General features: G+C 30.3%; 20 protein-coding genes. 6 read left to right on the top strand and 14 right to left on the bottom strand.

Going from position 1 to position 21,183, the window contains the following annotated elements:
• Positions 1-199: 199 nt before the first annotated feature.
• The 6 genes from B8965_RS07110 to nuoB are packed head-to-tail and all read left to right on the top strand — an operon-like array spanning position 200 to position 7,318.
• Positions 200-1,966, top strand: a complete 1,767-nt coding sequence (locus B8965_RS07110) for a proton-conducting transporter transmembrane domain-containing protein (protein ID WP_084053148.1) — start codon at positions 200-202, stop codon at positions 1,964-1,966.
• A gap of 10 nt (positions 1,967-1,976) precedes the next feature.
• Positions 1,977-2,906 (top strand): respiratory chain complex I subunit 1 family protein, encoded by a 930-nt coding sequence (locus tag B8965_RS07105; protein WP_084053147.1) that lies wholly within the window; start codon positions 1,977-1,979, stop codon positions 2,904-2,906.
• A gap of 12 nt (positions 2,907-2,918) precedes the next feature.
• Positions 2,919-3,545 (top strand): hypothetical protein, encoded by a 627-nt coding sequence (locus B8965_RS07100; RefSeq protein ID WP_084053146.1) that lies wholly within the window; start codon positions 2,919-2,921, stop codon positions 3,543-3,545.
• A gap of 26 nt (positions 3,546-3,571) precedes the next feature.
• Positions 3,572-5,014 (top strand): proton-conducting transporter transmembrane domain-containing protein, encoded by a 1,443-nt coding sequence (locus tag B8965_RS07095; RefSeq protein ID WP_159446303.1) that lies wholly within the window; start codon positions 3,572-3,574, stop codon positions 5,012-5,014.
• A 12-nt stretch (positions 5,015-5,026) separates the two neighbouring features.
• Positions 5,027-6,592, top strand: a complete 1,566-nt coding sequence (locus tag B8965_RS07090) for an NADH-quinone oxidoreductase subunit D-related protein (RefSeq protein WP_084053144.1) — start codon at positions 5,027-5,029, stop codon at positions 6,590-6,592.
• 9 nt (positions 6,593-6,601) lie between these two features.
• A complete protein-coding gene (gene nuoB / locus B8965_RS07085; RefSeq protein ID WP_084053143.1) occupies positions 6,602-7,318 on the top strand; it encodes an NADH-quinone oxidoreductase subunit NuoB in 717 nt (238 codons plus the stop codon).
• Positions 7,319-7,408: 90 nt separating this feature from the next.
• On the opposite strand, the gene B8965_RS12955 is transcribed toward nuoB, so the two are convergent.
• The 14 genes from B8965_RS12955 to crcB all read right to left on the bottom strand — a co-directional run bounded on the left by B8965_RS12955 (position 7,409) and on the right by crcB (position 21,097).
• Positions 7,409-8,797, bottom strand: coding sequence for a methyl-accepting chemotaxis protein (locus B8965_RS12955; protein ID WP_084053142.1), 1,389 nt, complete (start codon positions 8,795-8,797; stop codon positions 7,409-7,411).
• A gap of 246 nt (positions 8,798-9,043) precedes the next feature.
• Positions 9,044-9,931, bottom strand: coding sequence for an acetylglutamate kinase (argB, locus tag B8965_RS07075; RefSeq protein ID WP_084053141.1), 888 nt, complete (start codon positions 9,929-9,931; stop codon positions 9,044-9,046).
• A gap of 17 nt (positions 9,932-9,948) precedes the next feature.
• Entirely contained in the window at positions 9,949-10,986 is a 1,038-nt protein-coding gene (gene argC, locus B8965_RS07070) for an N-acetyl-gamma-glutamyl-phosphate reductase (RefSeq protein WP_084053140.1), read from the bottom strand.
• 114 nt (positions 10,987-11,100) lie between these two features.
• Positions 11,101-11,835, bottom strand: coding sequence for an ABC transporter ATP-binding protein (locus B8965_RS07065; RefSeq protein ID WP_084053139.1), 735 nt, complete (start codon positions 11,833-11,835; stop codon positions 11,101-11,103).
• Between the two features lie 3 nt (positions 11,836-11,838).
• A complete protein-coding gene (locus B8965_RS07060; protein WP_084053138.1) occupies positions 11,839-12,834 on the bottom strand; it encodes an ABC transporter substrate-binding protein in 996 nt (331 codons plus the stop codon).
• A gap of 13 nt (positions 12,835-12,847) precedes the next feature.
• A complete protein-coding gene (locus tag B8965_RS07055) occupies positions 12,848-13,594 on the bottom strand; it encodes an ABC transporter permease (RefSeq protein ID WP_084053137.1) in 747 nt (248 codons plus the stop codon).
• An 11-nt stretch (positions 13,595-13,605) separates the two neighbouring features.
• Entirely contained in the window at positions 13,606-14,244 is a 639-nt protein-coding gene (locus tag B8965_RS07050) for a thiamine diphosphokinase (protein ID WP_084053136.1), read from the bottom strand.
• 112 nt (positions 14,245-14,356) lie between these two features.
• Positions 14,357-16,180 (bottom strand): hypothetical protein, encoded by a 1,824-nt coding sequence (locus B8965_RS07045; RefSeq protein ID WP_084053135.1) that lies wholly within the window; start codon positions 16,178-16,180, stop codon positions 14,357-14,359.
• Positions 16,181-16,256: 76 nt separating this feature from the next.
• Complete coding sequence (locus tag B8965_RS07040) at positions 16,257-16,475, bottom strand: hypothetical protein (protein ID WP_084053134.1); 219 nt, start codon at positions 16,473-16,475, stop codon at positions 16,257-16,259.
• A gap of 123 nt (positions 16,476-16,598) precedes the next feature.
• The gene (locus B8965_RS07035; RefSeq protein ID WP_084053133.1) at positions 16,599-18,005 is read right to left on the bottom strand and encodes a sensor histidine kinase; all 1,407 of its coding nucleotides are present in this window, start codon (positions 18,003-18,005) and stop codon (positions 16,599-16,601) included.
• A 2-nt stretch (positions 18,006-18,007) separates the two neighbouring features.
• Positions 18,008-18,658, bottom strand: coding sequence for a response regulator transcription factor (locus tag B8965_RS07030; RefSeq protein WP_084053132.1), 651 nt, complete (start codon positions 18,656-18,658; stop codon positions 18,008-18,010).
• Positions 18,659-18,848: 190 nt separating this feature from the next.
• Positions 18,849-19,967, bottom strand: a complete 1,119-nt coding sequence (locus B8965_RS07025) for an anti-sigma-I factor RsgI family protein (RefSeq protein WP_084053131.1) — start codon at positions 19,965-19,967, stop codon at positions 18,849-18,851.
• Positions 19,957-20,670, bottom strand: coding sequence for an RNA polymerase sigma-I factor (sigI, locus tag B8965_RS07020; protein WP_159446302.1), 714 nt, complete (start codon positions 20,668-20,670; stop codon positions 19,957-19,959). The genes B8965_RS07025 and sigI overlap by 11 nt, the downstream gene beginning before the upstream one ends.
• A gap of 49 nt (positions 20,671-20,719) precedes the next feature.
• A complete protein-coding gene (crcB, locus tag B8965_RS07015; protein WP_084053129.1) occupies positions 20,720-21,097 on the bottom strand; it encodes a fluoride efflux transporter CrcB in 378 nt (125 codons plus the stop codon).
• Between the last annotated feature and the right edge of the window lie 86 nt (positions 21,098-21,183).

Genomic DNA, 21,183 nt, shown 5'->3' with positions numbered 1-21,183 from the left:
TAAACCTTTTTAATATCGTTTAAAACTAATGAAAACAGCAATATTTTGAAGGTAATTAAAGCAACTCACTATCCTTTTACTCTACACCGTCTATTTCAAGGTTTTATACCTAATTTAAAGTTATTTTAATCTTGGTAACCCTACTAATACAATATATAATTAAATTGTTATGAAAAAACTTTTCAGGAAGGAGAAATATATGTTTTTATTAACTGACAATCTGTCAATTTTTTTTGCCTTTTTAATCTGTTTTACTGCTATACCTGTTTGGATCTACTCTATAGGATTTGTTAAACAATATAGTGGTGAATATTCTATTAAATATATACTTGCCATGACATTACTTTTTATTCTTTCTATGCTAGGAGTAGCATTAGCAAATAATAGTATTGTTTTCTTAGTTTTTTGGGAGTTAATGTCAACGCTTTCGTTTTTCTTAGTTATCTATGAATATAAAAAAAGCACAAACATTACATCTGGAATCATGTACTTCATCATGACACATATCAGCGGACTTTTTCTAATGGTAATGTTTGCATGCCTTTATAAGTACACAGGTTCATTTGAATTTTCTGAAATTAGCCAAAAAACAAACCTTTTAACAAGCAGTCAACAAACATTGCTCTTTTTTTTAGCCTTATTTGGCTTTGGTGCAAAAGCAGGATTATTACCTTTTCATGCTTGGATTCCAAAAGCTTACCCTGCAGCACCATCAAATGTTTCTGCACTTATGTCAAGTTTAATGGCCAAAATGTCTATCTATGGTTTTATAAGAGTGTGCTTTGATTTTATAGGAGATTTTTATTCTAATTTAGGCCTTATCGTGATGATAGTTGGAATAATTACTGCTATCTATTCAATACTCAATGCTCTTATGCAAAAGGATATAAAAAGATTGTTATCTTATTCTAGCGCAGAACATGTCGGTATTATTTTTGCAGCTATTGGGCTTTCTATAATATTTAAAAGTGAAAATCAGCATATCTTAGCTATCATAGCTTTAAGCGCTGCTTTATTTCATTCCTTAAACCATACTGTTTTTAAAAGTATTCTTTTTATGAGTGTGGGTAGTGTTATATATAGTACTGGTACTCAAAATATGGATGAACTAGGTGGCTTGCAGCGAAAAATGAAGTTTGCTACTTATTGTGCATTTATCGGAACAATAGCAGTTTCTTCCTTACCTCCTCTTAATGGTTTTGCTAGTGAAGTTTTAATCTTTAAAAGCTTTATTAGTGCACTTAATTCTATAACAAGTACTGAATTAATCTTTCTCATTATTGGATGTGGAATTCTCTTAGCCCTTACTAGTGCAGGAGCTATGTATGCGGCAGTTAAAAGTTTTGGGATAACATATTTAGGTGAACCTAGGACATCTAAAGCCATAGATACTCACAAAATTCCACCTTCTATGAATTCTGCATTAGGTATTACTAGTCTTTATGCTCTTCTTTTGGGACTATTTGCTCCTTTAGCTGTTAATAAAATTGCAAATACTGTATCATCTTCTATTTTACAAACTACTTTTGATGTACCACTTATAATATTAAGTAACGAATTAACTATTGTTATCTTTGTATTTCTTGCCATTGTTTTATTGACCTTTGTCTTAACCAATATTACTAATAAACGAACTATTAAATCTACTAATAAAACTTGGGCTTGTGGTTTTAATAATGTAACATCAAAATTACAGTATTCTGGAGACGGTTTTTCTCAGCCTCTAACAAGAGTTTTAGGTAATTATGTAGGATATAAGAAAGAAATTTCCATTGATACTACTGTTCATGTTGAACAAAAAACGATAGATATAATTGAAACTTATATTTATAAAGGTGTCATTAGCATTATTTATTTCTTATCAAAAATTATTGATAAGGTAAATTACGGTAGAATACAGTTAAATATTTTATATATCTTTGTTTCTCTAATTGTTACTTTAATCTTGGTTATAAATTTTATCTAAGGAGGTTCTCATGACTTATAGTTTAATGTGCTTTTTTCAAAGTATTTTACTAATACTTTTTACTCCTTTATTTATTGCTATCTTAAAAAAGTTTAAAGCATTTTTAAGAGGTTACAAAGGGATACCTATCCTTCAAATATACTTTGATCTTATTAAATTGTTTCGAAAAGGAAGATTTATTTCTGACAGTAGTTCTTTTATAACGCTCTTAACTCCTGTTCTTTCCTTTGCGGCAGCTATTACCACGGCTTTTTTAATTCCTGTTTTTTATACTTTACCTCATAATTATTTTGGTCACATATTTATGATTTTTTTCTTATTAAGTATTATGAAATTTTTAAACGTTTTGCTTGGTTTAGACTGCGCTAGTGGTTTTGGAGACTTAGGGGCAAGTAGGGAAATGTTTATTTCTACTTTAGCAGAACCCGTTGTGTTTTTGATTATCACCTTTTTATATTTTCAAACTAATAGCTTTAATTTTTTTGAAATAGCTCATATCAATAATACGCTGAATAACTATACTGTGGCTCATATTATGACTGGGATTGCTTTCTTAATAGTTATCTTAGCTGAAAATGCTAGAGTTCCTGTGGATAATCCTGAAACACATTTAGAATTAACCATGATTCATGAGGCTATGGTTCTTGATTTGTCTGGTAGTGATTTAGCCCTAATTGAATATTCTAGTTATTTAAAATTTATAATCTTCTTAACCCTATTTATCAATGGCTTTATTCCTTTTGGAATTGCCGAATCTTTATCTATTGCCTCAATTTTTAAAGGGATGCTTTTCTTTAGTCTTAAACTAATTAGCATCTTGTTTATTATCGCCATTTTAGAAACTTCTATGGCTAAATTCAGGCTATTTCGTGTACCTGAATTATTAGCCTCTGCATTTTCTGTTGCTATGGTAGCCTTAACTATCAACTATTTTATGTAAAGGAGGATTCTCATGGTAGAAACACCTCAATTAGAAATTTTGATTGCGATAATCCTTACTTCAGCAATATTTATGTCTGGTTTTCGCAGAATAAAATTATTAACCCAAACCTTCGCTCTTCAGTCGCTAGCGATAAGTTGTATTTCTATTTATCTAGGTTATACTACGGGAGAGAGTCATTTTTATACCTTAGCTATCTTTGGTATTATTACTAAGGTAATTTTTATTCCTTATATAATTAGAACATCTATACGAAATTTAAAACATAATCGTGAACTAGGTCCTTTGATTACTCCATTTAATTCTTATTTTTTGGCTTCATTTGCAGTCGTAATGACTTACTATTTTCTCCAAGATGCACATAACTATCTGCTAACAACAGGTGGAGTAATAATGATTATTGGAGCTTTTTTAATCATTACCAGAAAAAAGGCTATTACGCAAATGATTGGTTTTCTAACGATGGAAAATGGAATTGTTTTAATTGAAACTTCTATTGCTCATATATCTTTAATAATTGAATCTGTAATTATTCTAGAAGGATTGCTTTTAGCATTAATTATGGGAATTATGATTTTTCATATAAACAAAACATTCCAAACTATTAATACAGATCATTTTTCAAATCCTGAAGAATAGTAGGTGTTGTTATGTTTATCTCCATAATGAGTATTATTTTTATAATCATGATTGTGGGTACAGTATTATTTACTGAGTTAAAATGGATGTCGCTTATTAATATTTTAGGTTCTATTGCAATATCTATAATTACATTACAGGTTACTGAATATATCTACCACCATCAATCATTAACCTTATTTAATGACTTTATCTATATTGATAGTTTAAGTGTTATTCAACTATTAATTGTTAGTTTTGTTGCTTTAATTTCTCTTATTTATTCCTATAAATATCTCAAAAATGAAATTAAGGAAGATACTATTAATTTGGCTAATGCTAAACTCTTTTATTTTATGTTAGTTGTTTTTTATCTATCTATGGTGCTAACAAGTATTACAAATAATATTGTAGCTATGTGGATATCTATTGAGGCTACAACAATTTCTACTGCCTTTTTAATTGGTTTTAATAGAAGTAAGCTATCATTAGAAGCAGCTTGGAAATATATAATTATTTGTTCTATTGGAATAAGTTTAGGCTTTGTAGGAATTGTAATATTTATTTATTCAGCTAATACATTAGATCCAAATCAAGCAGTCCACTGGGATTACTTAATGAAAAATTATGAGTTCTTAGATAAAAATGTAGTACTAGTTGCTTTTACATTTATTTTCGTAGGAATTGGTACAAAAGCTGGTCTAGCTCCTATGCATACTTGGTCACCGCAAACTCATAGTGAAGCACCTGCTCCAATTAATGCTCTTTTAGCAGGGGTATTACACAATCTAGCTCTTTATGTAATTATTAGATTTTATGCTATTGTTAATAATATTGAAAGTTTAATTAATTTAAAATATTTATTTATTGTTTTTGGTGCTATATCTTTAATAGTTTCAGCCTTTAGTTTATTAAGACAAACAAATTATTTACGCTTATTAGCTTTTTCATCTGTTGAAAACATTGGAATTATGTCTTTAGGTATTGGAATCGGAGGATTTTTAGGTACCTTTGGTGCTCTCTTACATTCCTTAATTCATGCCTTTACTAAAACTTTATTATTTTTAACCTTGGGTAATATCTTCGGACTATATAAAACTAGAAGAATTAATAATATTCATACTTTAATTAAAACAATGCCTAAAAATGCAGTCTTTTTAATACTGGGGGTCCTAGCTATTACAGGTGTTCCACCTTTTGCTTCATTTTATAGCGAGTTCTTCATTTTAATAGCTGGCATTGAAAGTGGTCACTATATTACAATCTTTATTTACGTTCTCTGTCTACTACTCGTATTTTCAGGATTTATTAATGCCTTTACAAAAATGATTTTTAGCAGCAGCGAACAAGAATCCACTAAATCGTATAAAGATAATGAAAATATTTTCCCTTTATGCTTAACACTTATTTTAATGATTTTTATTAGCATACCTTATAAAGAACCTATTTTAACTATTATCAATCGAGCTGCTCTTATAATCGGTGGTTAAGGAGGTAAACTTATGGACATCGATGTTTTAAGTCGACAAATTAAAGAATATGATAATGCTTTAGATTTAACGATTTCCCTGGGAAACGAGATTCATATTACTACAACTAAGGAAAAAATAGTAACTCTAGTCGATCAGTTGCTCAAAGAATTTAGCATAAGATTTTTAGCGGAGTTTGCAAGACAAGAAAAGGATATCTTTATAATTAGTATTTTATTTGTAAGCAGAGAATGTCCCTGTTTTGTGAAAATAGATTATCCTACAGAAAAAGAACTTAATTCTTTGCAAAATATAATTTTTCAAAGCTATTTATATGAACGCGAAATTAGTGATTTATATGGTATCTCTATAAAAAATGGTTTAGATACTAGGCCTATAGTAAAACATGAAAAATGGCCTAAAGATGTTTTTCCTTTACGTAAAGAATTTGCCTTTGGTCAAAAGATAAAAGAGAGTAATGAGTTCTCTAGGTATCCTTATAAAGAAGTAACCGGTGGAGGCCATCAAATCTTTGCAGGACCAGTACATGCAGGAATTATAGGCCCTGGTCATTTTCGCTTTAGTGCTATTGGTGAAGACATAGAAAACCTAGAAGTTAGATTAATGTATAAACATAGAGGCATTGAAAAATTAGCTGAAAATGTAGATGCTAATAATCTTAATTTAGTTTTCGAAAGGGTATCAGGTGAATGCTCTGTAAGTTATGGAGAAAGCTTTGCACTCTTAGTCGAAAAAATGCTTAATTACACACCACCCAAAGAAATTCAAGCACTTAGGGTTATCTTATTAGAATTAGAGCGAATCTATAATTTTCTAGGGGATATAGGGGGAATTTGCACTGATGTTGGCTTTAGCTATCCAGCAAAGAAGTTTGAATATTTTGCAGAAATTATTCATCAGTTATGTGAAAGGGTAACCGGTAGCCGCTTTATTCGTAATGCTATTATTCCTTTAGGATCTAATATAGATTTTACCCAAAAAGATATTATGGATATTAAAGAAACCCTTACAAGTATTAAAGTGCGCTTAACTACTATTTTTCATTTAGCTACAGATAACGTTACTTTTTTAGATAGGACAGAAAGTACAGGCATGCTTGATACAGATGCAGCTAGGAAGTTTTGTTTAACTGGTGTAGTAGCACGGGCTAGTGGCCTTAATACCGATGTTCGTACAAAGTTTGGTTATGAAATATACCCTGAATTAAAAGAAGGTAATCATACCGAAATAATTGGCGGGGCATTTGAACGGTATAAAATTAAAATTGAGGAAATTAAAGATTCTTTTAAGTTCATAGAAAAAGCCACTTCTTATATTAAGACTGATCTTAAAAGGAAAAAGACCCCTCTAAATCTTAAAGAAGGAATGGAAGCAATAGTAGCTGTGGAAACAGTTAAAGGCGAACTAGTGGTTTATGGCCAAGTTGGTAAAGACAATAAATTTAATCGCCTCTACTTTAAAACCCCTTCTTTTACTAGTTTTCATGGTTTAGCTGAAGTTGTCCTTGGGGAAATTGTACCTGATTTTCCGCTTTGTAATAAATCCTTTAATATGTCATATTCTGAAAATGATAGGTAGGAATTGATTATGCGAAATCTATTAGATAGATTAAAAAATAAAACTGAAACTGTTAAAAATGTCTTATATGAAAATCCTCATTCTTATGGGGAACTATTAATTGATGAAAAAAAATGCACTTTGTGTGGCAAGTGCCAAAAAAGCTGTTTAGTTAAGGCAATTGAAATTAAGAACGCGAAAATCGTAGTTAATCAAGATCATTGTATCTATTGTCGTAACTGTATCTCGACTTGTCCCGAAAATGCACTGACTATGTTAAATGATTGTAAACTAGCTCATTTTAATGATTTAGAAACTAGTGCCTTAGAACTAAAAAAGAAAATTTATCAAAAATTTAATCGTTCTTTAGTGTTACGTTCTGTAGATACAGGATCTTGTGAAGCTTGTTTGTTAGAACTTGCAGCTACCCAAAATACCTTTTATGCCGCTTCCAGATTTGGCATAAAGGTAGCAGCTTCTCCTCGACATTCCGATGGGTTAGTTATTACAGGACCTGTTACTCTTAATATGAAGGATGCTCTTTTAAAAACCTATGATGCTACAGCAGAGCCTAAAATGGTAATCGCCATGGGAAGTTGTGCTTATGATGGTGGAATATTTAAAGATTGTTATGGTAATTTTGAAAGCTTAAACAAAATATTACCCGTAGATTTATATATTCCAGGTTGTCCTCCATCTCCTCAAGCTGTAATTCATGGATTGTTAAAATTAATGAATAGGATTTGAACAAAAAGGTGCATCGTAGATATTAGATTATTGTCTCCTGATATCTACGGTGCACTTCCTATCTAAATACTGTTTTATTTGTTATTTTACCTAATCTTTCATCAATACCTTTTTAATTTCATCGATATAACCAAAGACAATTACAGAGCACTCATCCATTCTTGCAAGTGACCTTTCAGCTTCCGCTATGTCTCCATTATTAAAAGCAATTGCAGCATCTTTTGCGGCTTGATGTAGTTCTATATGAGGTTTTTCCATTTGTTTAACAGCATTAATATGTCTTATCTTATCGCACTCTATTCCATAATACCATTTTCCAAGACCGCAATTTTTATAGTCACTAACAACATTTACGTCTACCTTTTCAAAACCTAAGAGCATATTATACACTCGCCATCTCCATAATAAATGATCTGTCTTATAGACCTCCATCATATCTGCATCTTTTAAAAAGTTTCTATTTTGGATTAAATCTAATCTAAATTTATCTAGGTCTTTACTTACTTCATAAATAGCTAAGCCTGTATCTCTACAAGTTTTGGCTAAATAGTCCGATTCATTGGAAATATCAACCGTACCCTCTGTAAAACTTTCTGTTACTGCTGCTTGTTCTTCTGCATTTGCTGCTACTTGATTTACAGTTTTATCAATTTCTTGAATGGAATCATTTATTCCTTGAATTGTAACGATGGTATCATTTACTAAAGTTTTACCTGATTCAAGCTGAGCAGAAGTAGAATTTATTCTTTTTACAGATAAATCAATAGCCCCCTGAAGTTCCTTGATATCTTTTTGCACCTGTTCAACTGAAACCTTTGTCCTATCGGCAAGTTCTCTTACCTCATCAGCCACTACTGCAAATCCCCTGCCATGCTCACCAGCTCTCGCCGCTTCAATAGCTGCATTTAGGGCTAATAAATTTGTTTGATTGGCAATATTCTTAACAATATCAATAATTTGATTAATTGCTTCCGTTTTCTGTTCTACCTGATTCATCTCTGTATTAATTATTTTAATTTCTTCAAAAGAATCGATCACAAAATCCATTGCTTTTTCAATATTCACGACCCCAGTTTCAACATTATTCCTTGTAATATGGGTATGGCTTGCTATTTCTTGTGAAATACCCGTAACCTCTTCAATAGAAGCACTTAGTTCTTCACTACTAGCTACCATAGAATGGAGGGAACTTGCTTGGTTATTAACACTTTTAATCATATCATTAATAATATCCATTCTAGTTACTTGTTGTAATAATTTATTTATATTTGTTGCATTTTTACGTTTTTCAGTTACCATACTATCTATCAGGGAATTCCACATCTTTGCAGTTTCGGGGCAGCCTAAATCTTCTCCTTTTAGATAGTTTGGTTTGCCATTAGCAAGCTCGGTGATTGCTTTTAATATAATATCTTTATTAAGTAAGTTTTGCATCCTTTGTTCTTTTACTTCTGTATTTTTGGATTTAAAACCAAACATGATTTCCTCTCCTTTAGGGGCAATTTGAATATCTAGCAAAATTACCCTATGAATCTTCGCTTATGTTATATTATGCAAATTTCAATAAAACGTCAAGCTCATTCTAGGATAATTTGTGTTAATTTGTCATTTTATGCAACCTCCTTCTGGATAAAGAAATAAATAAGTAATTTCACGCAAAAAGGGTACAGTTAACAATTAAAATGTTAACTGTACCCTCTTACTATTTAAAATATTCTAACTCTATTATTTTACTACCATAGTACCAATACCTTCATCCGTAAATATCTCTAATAATACAGAATGAGGTCTACGTCCATCAATAATATGAACATGCTTTACACCCCATTGTAAAGCCTTTAAACAGCTTTCTACCTTAGGAATCATGCCACCGTTAATTACTCCTCTTTCTATACACTTGTTAACTTCTTGTGCAGATAGTTTAGAAGCTAATGAATCTTTATCTTCACCTAAGTAAATTCCTTCTACATCGGTTAATAAGACTAGCTTATGAGCACCTAGAGATCCACCTAAAGCACCTGCTGCATGATCTGCATTAATATTTAAGCTTTCTCCCTTAGATCCAATACCGACAGGGGATATTACAGGTATATACCCTTCATTTGTTAAAGTATGAATTAAGCTAGGATTAACTTTAGTAATCTCACCTACTAAACCTAAATCAACTTCCTCTTCCACTCCATTTTTAGATTTGACTAATGCCTTTTTAGGCTCAGCCTCTATTAATGAACCATCTTTACCACATAAGCCGATAGCTTTGCCGCCCATTTCATTAATAGAACTAACTAGGCTTTTATTTAACTTACCACACAACACCATTTCAACAATTTCCATGGTTTCTTCATCAGTAACACGAAGTCCATTTACAAAATTCGACTCAATGCCAACCTTCTTTAACCAGGTATTTATACTTGGTCCCCCGCCATGGACAATTACAGGATTCATGCCAACTAATTTCATAAGAATAATATCTTGTAATACCATTTTTTCAAGTTCTTTATTTACCATGGCATGACCACCAAATTTAATTATCACTGTTTTTCCTGCAAATTTTTGAATATATGGTAAAGCTTCTATTAAAACTTCTGCTTTTTCGGTTGCTAAACTTAACATTTATTTACCCCCATCTCTTATGGATACATCCCCCATAAAGGTAAGCCCGCCTTTTCATCAAGACCAAACATAATATTCATATTTTGAATAGCCTGACCACTAGCCCCTTTAATTAAATTATCTATAGCTGATAAAATTGTTATTCTATTATTTCTTGGATCACTAAATATACCTATATCACAATAATTGCTTCCTGACACCCATTTAGTATGAGGACTTTCTCCCTCACCTATAATTCTCACAAAATGCTTATCTTTATAAAATTCTTTTAATAAACTATGCACTTTTTCTCCAGTAAATCCCTCTTCTAACTCTAGGTAAATCGTACTTAACATTCCTCTCGTCATAGGAATTAAATGAGGCGTAAAGGTAATATTAATCTCTTCTTCAGCATTTAAAGATAACTCTTGTTCCATTTCCGGAATATGACGATGTAAAGGTAATCCATAGGCCTTTAAGTCTTCATTAGTTTCACATAAATGAGTATTTAAAGATAAAGACCTTCCTGCTCCACTTACTCCAGATTTGCTATCAATAATTATGTTTTGCTTTTTAATTGCACCTTTTTGTAACAAAGGAATTAAAGCTAATAAAATTGTAGTAGGATAGCATCCTGGATTAGCCACTATCTGTGCTCCAGCAATTTTCTCTTTATTGATTTCACACAGACCATACACTGCCTTTTCTAACAAATCCTCTTCAGGACCTTGTGTTTTATACCAACTTTGATAAATATCTCGATCTTTTATTCTAAAGTCCGCTCCTAAATCAACTACCTTTTTACCCTTTTCGAGAGCCTTTTTTACATATGGAACCGATAAACCATGAGGTAAAGCTAAAAAGATAATGTCTGCCTTATCTATTATCTCATCATTTTCTGGATTTTCACAAATAAGGTCTATCCCTCTAAAATGAGGATATATCTTAGAAAAATTTTCACCTGCATAACTTTTTGAACCTAAACCCACTATTTCTATATGAGGATGTCCTGATAACATCTTTACTAATTCTTGTCCCGTATATCCTGTTGCACCAATTATACTTGCCTTAATCATAATAACACCTCGTGTGTATTTTTGTATAATTATACATTACAGCTAATAAATATGCAACCCTCTTAAATTTATTTTTATAATAAAAAACCTCTGATTAATCAGAGGTTAATTTGTTTAAAGAATATTGAGTATTTTTTCTTTTAACATAATATATTTAGGATTAGAAAAGGTTTTATTGTTTCTTGGACGTTCAAGATCTACATCTAATTCTATTTTCACCTCGGCTGGTCTTTCAGATAGAAGATAAACCTTATCTGATAGAAAAATTGCTTCATCTATATCATGAGTGATAAATATAATAGATGATTTATAATTATTAAATATATCCATTAACCATAAATGCATTTTTCTCTTTGTCATTGCATCTAAACTACCAAAAGGTTCATCTAAAAGCATAACATCACTTTTAAATAAATAGGTTCTAAGCAGTGCTGCTCTCTGTCTCATACCCCCTGATAACTGCCCTGGGAAAACCTTTTCAAAACCTCGTAATCCAAAATCATCCAAATATGTCATTGCCCGTTTTCTTGCTTTTTCGCGTGTTAATCCTTGAAGCACCAAGGGTATACTAACATTATCTATGATGTTTTTCCAAGGAAGTAATAAATCCTTTTGATGCATATAGCTTACTCGGCCACTTTTCCCAATATAGCTTTCACCATCAATTAATACGTCCCCTGAAGTTGGCTTTTCAAGCCCAGAGATAATATTAAGTAAAGTACTTTTACCACACCCACTAGGGCCTAAGATACTGATAAACTGACCATTAGCTACAGATAAGCTAATATTATTAATAGCATCTAGATTTTCGTATGTTTTTTTAATATTTGTGACCTTTATTTTATCCACTCTTTACTCCTTAGGTAAAAATTCATTTGTAAAGGCTTTGCTTGAATCTATTTCTTTGGCTATGAGCTTTTGTTCAAACATCCACTTAGCATAGTTTTCCCATCTACCCTCCTCCATTATTCCCCATTTATCAGCATCACCCTGATATTTTTCACTTAAATATTTTTGACTTGCGATTACTAAATCTTTATCTAATTCTGGTACCTTTGCTACAAGAATATTTGCTGCTTCTTCTGGATTATTAATTGCATATTCATATCCTTTAGAAGTAGCTTTTAGGAACTTTTTAATTAATGCAGGATTTTCCTTTTCCAAGTCCTCATTAATAATTATAACTGGTGTGTAAAAATCAAGGATAGGTTCTTCTTCATTTAAGCTAATATAATTTAAATCCATCCCTTTAAGTTCAGCTTCAACGCCTGTCCATCCATAAAAAATCCAGCTAAAATCTACATCCTTTTGGACACTAGTAAAAAAATCAGCACTGCCAATATTAATCATTTTAACCTTCTTAAAATCAGCATCATGCTTTTCCATGAGAGCTTTAATCATGGCAGTTTCTGCAGGAGTTCCCCAACCACCATACGCCTTATTCTCAAGATCCTTAGGAGTTTTAATATTTTTAACCATAGGAGATGCAAAGCCTGAAGTATTATGTTGGATAACACCTGCTATCGCCTTTACAGGTATTTCTTCAGACCTAGCATTCGTTACTTCTTCTTGATAACTAATACCAAACTCAGCCTTTTTTGCTCCAATTATTTGCACGGTACCACCCTCAGGTGGTTGAACTATATTAATGTCTAATCCTTCAGCTTCATAAAAACCTTTTTCTTTAGCAACATAAATACCGGTATGATTAGTATTTGGAAACCAGTCAAGCATTAAAGTAGCCTTGTTTGTATCAGCCTTTTGACCTTCTTTTACTTCCTCTTTTGCACAACCAACAAAAAGAGATAAAGCTAATAACGAAATTAATAAAATACTTAATTTTTTCATCTTTTGACCCCCTTTAATTTTTCCATGGAATAATTATTTTTTCCATTATTGACACAACTAAAAATATCCCTAAACTTAGGACAGTAATAATTAAAATAGCGGCAAAAACCTTTTCAGTTTGGAATGATTTTTGCGCTAAAGTCATAAAAACCCCTAAACCTCTTTCTGCTCCTAACCATTCCCCTATAATTGCGCCCATAATACTATATGAGGCTGATATTTTTAAGCCTGAAAAAAAGCTAGGCATACTGGCTGGAAGTTTAACCATTTTAAATAATTCTAAATTACTAGCTCCCATTGATCTTAAAAGATTAATCTGATCATCATCCACAGAGGCCAATCCTCCTAAAAGGCTAATAACAATTGGGAAAAAACAAACAAGCTGAACTACTATAATTTTAGGTAAAATTCCATAACCAAACCAAATTATAAATAAAGGTGCAACTGAAATAATTGGAATAGTTTGAGAAATTATTAAAAGTGGATATATTGCCTTCCTTATGAAAGAAATACTATCCATTAAAAATGCAATTATAAAAGAAATAATTATAGCTAGAACAAACCCTAAAAGAGCTTCTGCTAGAGTTGCTATTGTGTGATTAAACATATAAGGTAAATTACTAAATAAACTATTAATAATAATACTTGGAGCAGGTAGAATCCATTTTGGAATCTGTAAGGCCTTGACAAAAATCTCCCAAACTAAAATAATAAATATGCTAAATCCCAGAGGAATTAACTTATCAATTGTTTTTGACATAAATTGTCCTCCTAATCCTTAGCTAAAATTATCATAGCCATTCCTTCTTTTATAGTAATTGCTATATTTTCTTTTAAGGCTACATTACTAATCCCTCTAGAACTACCCAAACTTAATACCTCATTTTTCAAGGGATAATAAAGCCCTTCAGTCTCTTTTACTATTATGTCACCAATTACTGGAATTATAGATACATTGTAACCTTTATCAATATTCTTAAAAGAAATATAATCTTTCACAAAATAGCAATCATTTTTTTCATTTATTATCCTGCATTTAATTCCCTTTTCTGCAGTTTTAGCCATCAAGGTAAAGTTAGTAAAAGAATGATCTATCCTACTACCCACTCCACCTAATAATATAATTTCACTACTTTTCTTTTCCAAGGCTAACATAATAGCTAGCTCTGTATCAGTTTCATCCTTTTCACTGGGATATTTAGCTATAGGAATATTCTTTGCTTTTATTACTTCTAGAAACTCTAGATCAGTCGAATCCAAATCACCTATAATAATATCAGGATTTATATTCATTTTTAATAAATACCTAATTGCACCATCCACACAGATTATGTATTCTTGATTCTGGATAATTTCCTTATAATAATCTAAATTATTCATATCACCATTGGTTATAATGACAGTTTTCATGTTTTTCTCTCCTTAAAAAAACCACAACCCAATAACGGATTGTGGTCAAATGACAAGTTATTCTTAAAATATATTCGCTAAAACTAGCTAAAATCCTTCTTTACTATTGTGTTCAAGGTAACAAGCTACTCAAATTTTCCTTTTCTAAAGCTATTGGTTTCCAGGTTTTATTTTTCTTTTCGAGGACTAATTTATAAATTTCTTCTTTCTGATTCCCTACGATTAAATACACCTTAGCATAACTTGCATTAGATACTTTTGATGCTAAATGAGGCATACTAGCACTCCAAAATTGAACTTGTCCTACACTTACCTCTTTATCTTCTATTACTTTAGGAAACAGTTTTCCCTTTTGAGCATCTACCACATATTTATTTACAATTCTTTCGACAATATATCTTTCTTTGCTATCAGGAAAGGTACTCATTCCTGTAACATACCAATTGTTATCCTTTTTTAAAAGTTCTAAAGAATGTTCTCTTACTTGTTCTTGTCCTGTGGCATCTTTAGCTTCTACCCTAATTAAATAAGAAGCTTTATTAGTTTTAAAATCATCCTTTACTTCTTTAATAAGTATTTCTAAATTATAAGCTTCTTCTTTAACAAGTGCATTATTTTCTTTAAAGTTAGTACTTAAATCAAAATAAGCCCATTGTTCGGGTGATAAGCTATCAATATAATACTCTTCTACTGCCTCATAGCTCTTTTTGTTAGACAATTCAAACTGATACAGTGTATCCATAGCTCCTCTTATTGTTCTAAATACTTTTGCTTGATGATTTTTTTCCTGATTATAATCATTTATATTTCTTTTATACGAGATTTCATTAGTTTCAAAGTTTATCTTTTCTAATAAAGGTCCTCCAATATAACCTGTTTTTCCATTAGGTGCTAAAGCTAGATTTCCTCCTGAAACTTCAAATTCATCAATAAAATTGCCATTTTTATCAATTATCTTTAAGAGAAAATAATTTTTATTAATATCCTTGTCATCTACAAGATAAGCTATTTTTCCATCACCTACGAATTTTACATCGTAAATGTATTCCTTAGTTAATTTTTTAGTTTTCCCAGGATTATTTATATCCTTAATATAATATAAACCAAAGCCATTTTCACCAATTTTGACTACTGACTTTTTATAAGAATCTCTAAATCTTCCCTCACCTAAACCTTTAACAATTAAGCCCTTATCATTTACTACAACTGTATTTATACTATCTCTTTTAGTTTTTAATTTATCCTTTTCATCAACAACAAACCACTTCGTTGCATAATGATATCTATTATCTAAATTTCCTTTATAATAAATATCTTCCTTCGTTTCATAAGATTCAAGCTTCTTTTGCAGATCCGTATAATAGATACTACCATTAGCTAAACTTGATTGTTCTGTATATAATTTATTTACTTCTTTAGGTGACCACGCAAAATAAGATATCTCATCATTTAAAAGTTTTTCTTCTAATAATAATTTACTATTAATAGTGTCATATATCGTTAATCTATCGCCACCACAAAATCCCACGATAGTTCCATCTTTATTCCATTTTACTTGAGAAATAAAAGGTACACTTTCCGCGATTACCTTTTCTTCTTGATTTTTTATATTCACTTTTATTATTTTAACTAATTCTATATTTGCACCCTTAATCATTTCATGCTTTTTTGTATTTTGTTCTATTTCCATATAATATTTATAATTGCTATCTGGTGAAATTGTTAATAAAATTTGACCATATTCTTCATCTTCATTTGAGTATTCATATTCTTCAAAAGGTATAAGACCTTTAGTGACTAAATCATTTTGTACATTTTCACCCTCACTACTAGGATTATCTTCTACTACATAAACTTGATTATCTTTTATTTTGTCTTGAGTACATCCAACCAAGGTAAATAAAATAACTACTAACAATATTAGAATTCTTTTCATGACCAACCTCCCCTCTTATTATTTTACCACAAATACTAAAAGGGTCTCCCAATAGGAAGACCCTTTTTTTATAAAATTACTTTGCTTCTTCTTCAGCTGGAGCTTCTTCATCAGTTGCTTCTTCGTCAGCAGCATCTTCTTCAGTAGTAGCATCTTCTTCAGTTACTGCATCTTCAGTAGTACCTTCTTCAGTAGCTTGATCTTCTGCTGGAGCTTTCTCTTCAGAAGAACTACATCCTACTGCTAAGAATAAACCTAGAGATAAAACTAATAATAAACTTAAAATCTTTTTCACTTAAACTTCCTCCTTGGTATGTATATTTTTTGAGAAGTTTTCTTCTCAAACCTTAACTCTGTAGTTATAATAACACTAACATTCATCTAATCTATATTCTATTTGTAAAATAGTTGTAAAACTTTAAAGAGAATTAAAAATAATACTCACCTTTGTTCCTTTGTTAATTTCGCTTTCCACTTCAAGGGTTGCCCCGTGGTCAATTACAATCTGCTGACAAATCGCAAGACCAAGGCCCACCCCTCCTTCTCTTCTTGAACGTGATTTTTCTACTCGATAAAAAGGTTCTATTATCTTTTTAATTTCTTCTTTTTCCATGCCACAGCCTTCATCTTGTACATAAACATGAGTTCTTCCTCTTGATTTATTAACCCCAAGGTAAATAATCATCCCATTTTGACTAGCTTTAAGAGCATTATCTACTAAATTAATAAGTACACCTTTAAATAAATCACGATCAATTAGGATACTAGTATCTTCACCTATTATTTCAAGATCAATATTCTTATCTATAGCCTTTACTTCTAAAATATCTTTTACTTCTCTTAAAAGTGGTAAAACGTCCTGCTTTTCTAATTGAAAAACCTTTTCTCTTAATAAAATCATATCCATCAAAGTATTAGAAAGCTTAAGCATTCTTTTTCCTTCTCCATGAATATAATTTAAACCCTTATTGTATATATCCGGATTATATTGCAAAGTTTTTAATAATTCTGCATAACCAATTATTGAGGTTAGTGGAGTTCTTAGCTCATGAGTTAAATTATCAATAAATCTTCTTTGCCTCTCACTTTCCTTTTCAAGCTCTGAAATTTTCGCCTCAACTTCTGAAGCCATTATATTAAATTGCTGAGCTAATAAGCCAATTTCATCTTTACTATTTACTTTAACCCGATCCGTAAAATTTCCTGAAGATATATTATGGGCAGTCCTACTTAAATCTAAGATTGGTCTTATAACTAGTTTACTAAGCAAGAAAGTTACTGCCGCCACAAAAATTAAACCAATTATACCTGTTCGTAAAAAAAACAAATATTGTTCTTTTCTTTGATTATCGATATGAGTAATATCTTTAATCAAAGATAAAATAATTGTTTCATCCTCTATTTGCAAAACATTAGCCATAAACAGATAATGTTTCCCACCATCACTTCTTAAAATAAAATTCTTTTTGCCTTCTAAGGCTATTTTTAACTCTTCTCTGGTCATGAGCCAGTTTTTATCTGCATTGCTAGCTAACAAATTCATTTTTTTATCAAAAACTTCTAAATAATTATTATCTGTTTTAAACATATCAACCATACTTTGGCTATATTTTTCGAGCTCTATCTTTTCCTTAGTAATTCTTTTATTATTCAGTAAATATAAAGCTAAAGTAGAATGTAGATTACTTTCCTCTTCTAAACTTCGTTGGACTTCCTTTTTAAGTAAACTATTATAAGAATATTCAGTAACAACAATTCCTGTTATCGCTAAGGAAACAATATAGATACTCATACAAAGAATAAATATTTTCCATCCAAATTTCATCCTTAATCCTCCAGTCGATAACCTACCTTATATACTGTCTTAATCTTATCTGTTCCTAATTTATTACGTAGTCTTTGAATATGCATATCCACAGTTCTAGTATTTCCTTCATATTCATAATCCCAAACTAATTGTAAAAGCCTATCCCGCGACATTACCATTCCTTTATTTTGGGCTAAGAGTCTTAATAAATCAAATTCTTTAAAGGTTAATTCTATTTCCTCGCCCTCTTTTACAACCTTATGCTGATCTAAGTAAATTTCTATATCATCAAATTTTATTTTTATCTCATCTTTAGCACTTCTTCTTAAAACAGCCTTTATTCTAGCAAGTAATTCCATGGCCTCAAAAGGCTTGGTCACATAATCATCTGCACCCATATCTAATCCTTTAACCTTGTCCTGCAAACCATCCTTAGCAGTTAAGAGAATTACTGGAATACTTTTTTTTATTATTTGCGGTAAAATTTCATAACCATCTACTTTTGGCAGCATTATATCTAATAATACTAAATCAACCTTTTCAGTTTTGAATTTTTCTAGTCCCTCACTACCATCACTTGCTTCTAAGGTTTCATATCCTGCCACCTGAAGATTAAGTTTTATTAATTCCCTAATAGGATCTTCATCTTCAATTATTAATATCTTTTCCATCTATTTCACTCCAATTAAATAGAATTAACATCAGTCTTTAGAAAATACTATAAGTAAAAAAGAAAAAGTTCAAGTTATTTTAAGTATTTAAAAGTATCTTTTGAATAATCTTAGATTTAAAATTCCCCTTAAATTTTCCTATATTTAAAAAATCTCGTTATTTAAAAAACGAGATCTTAAAGTTATGTTTTTATTTTTGGGTAATGTCCTTATCTTTATTTTTATTTTTTTTGTTATTCTTATTTTTGTCTTTATTCTTGTTTTTCTCTTTGTTCTTGTTTTTCTCTTTGTTCAAACTTTTCTTTTTAATTTCTTTTACTCTTTCATGCTTTACCCTAATTTTATTTTCCGTATTTGGTTTAAGATTATCTTTATTTACTCTAATTTTGTCTTTCTTAATTTTATGTTCTATATTTTTGTTAACCTTCTCTCCATTTATCTGGATTTTGTTTTCGTGTTTTATTTTAGTTTCTTTTTGTTTGTTTTTAATCTTTTCCTTCTTTTTAAGTATTTTTTCTTTAGTTAAGGTCCTTTTATTTTTAATATTTTTAGTAGAAATATGTTTTACGTTTTTAAAGTTTTTCGTAAGTTCTAAATTTTCTTGTTTTACAAGAGAGTTAATAGACATATTTTTATAACTATCTTCTTTGATTTTTTCTTTGCTATCCGGTAATTTCTTTATTACCTTAAGCTTATTTACCGATATATCATTTTTTTTAGCTTCTTTCCAGTCTTTTTTAGAAGTATTATCAGAAGCTATTTCTCCTTCAAAGTTATTTTTTGCTAAAACCTCATTTATATTTTCTTCTATATTTCCTAAATTTAAAGTTTTCACACTATTATTTTCATTAATTAATGATACCACTATCATATTTTCTTTTTCATGAGCTATAAATCCCTCTTTAACACATAAATCCATAAATTTATTTAAACTATCATCAATAGGAATATTCTGTAGATTATTATTCTTTAATATCTCCTTAGCATCTTCATTAAGGGGTACGATCTTTTCGACAATCCCTTTTTTATTTACATTAAATTCAAGACTTGGGTTAATATCTAAGGCAACTACTGCCGCAGGTGTAAATAAAAAACTAGTAATTAAGCTTATCAATATGATAAAACTAATAATTGCAGCTATATTAATTAGCTTAATATATTCAAACCTTTTCTTAACCGCTTTAAACTCAATGTATTCACCAATCCGGGGAAGCTTCTTTGTTTTAGGAATTTCCTTAAATTCAGAATCAGACGTAAGTATTATAATCGATTTTTCCTTTATTTCTATTATCATAGCTCTATTCTTCATTATAAGTGCCCCTTTGGATAAAATTATTCAGATAATAGAATTCATTTTCAAATAAGATAATTGCAACAGATATTATGTATTTCCTTCCACTTTCTAATACCTTACGACTTAATCCAGTCTTTATCATAAGTTCTTTAATAGGTAATCTTTTAGTACGTTTTAATTTTATAGCTAATTCTTCTTCCTCTACCAAAATGTTAGCAGCTTTAATTAATGATTGCCTAGTGTCTTTGTGTTTAGGTGCTATATTAACCAGATCTGAAAAACTTAAACCATATTCGCAAAGCCTTTCTTGATATAATTTGATTTCCTCTACCCTTTCATTTCGCTCTGTTTCTCGTTGATAATTTTCTTCAGCTGTTTTTATTTCAAATGGTGTAAATTTATCATCATTACATTCAATTTCTAATGGTAAACATTGATGTCTTTTTTCTTTTTTAAAATAATCTATTAATTTATTTCTAATTACAATTTTTGCATATGCTAAAAAATTTGAACCCTTTTTTATTTCAAATGAATCAATTGCTTCATTAAATGCGCCTAAAGCTATACTTAGTTCATCATCATTTGACCAATCCAAATACCTTTTACAGTACATATTTGCCCATAAATGAATTTGCCCTTTATATTCATTTATTATTCTCTCTCTTTTTAAAGAGTCTCCTTTTTGAATTAAACAAATAAATTTTCTAATACTCTCCAAAGAAATCAACTCCACTTGCATATACGATTACTCTTTTCATTTTAGGGGGTTAGTTTACAAGTAATTTACCAATGATAATCCCAAGCCATGCGGCAATTAATCCAATAATAATACTTAAACCAATATTAATGAAGGCTGTCAAGATATGATTTTCCCGCATTAGATTTAGAGTTTCTAAGCTAAAGGTTGAAAATGTCGTAAATGCTCCTAAAAAACCAACACTAATAATCAATTTTAACTCTGGAGATACTAACCTTTCCATAGATACAATATAAAAAACCCCAATAATAAAGGAACCAATCATATTGACACTAAATGTACCAAAAGGAAAGATAGATTGTGCCTTATTATTAACCCAATTAGAAAGTAAATACCTGCTTACAGCACCTAGAGATCCTCCAATAGCTACATATAGATAAGTAAACAAAAAAACTCCTCCTCTATTTACAATAACCTTGTTTAATGTTAAATAGTTAGATTCACCTATAATATAGTAATGTTTTTATGATACAA

This window comes from Desulfonispora thiosulfatigenes DSM 11270 (assembly GCF_900176035.1).
Lineage (GTDB): Bacteria > Bacillota > Peptococcia > Peptococcales > Desulfonisporaceae > Desulfonispora > Desulfonispora thiosulfatigenes.
The sequence above is the reverse complement of the archived record's forward strand: the minus strand, read 5'-3'. Positions and strand labels throughout refer to the sequence as shown.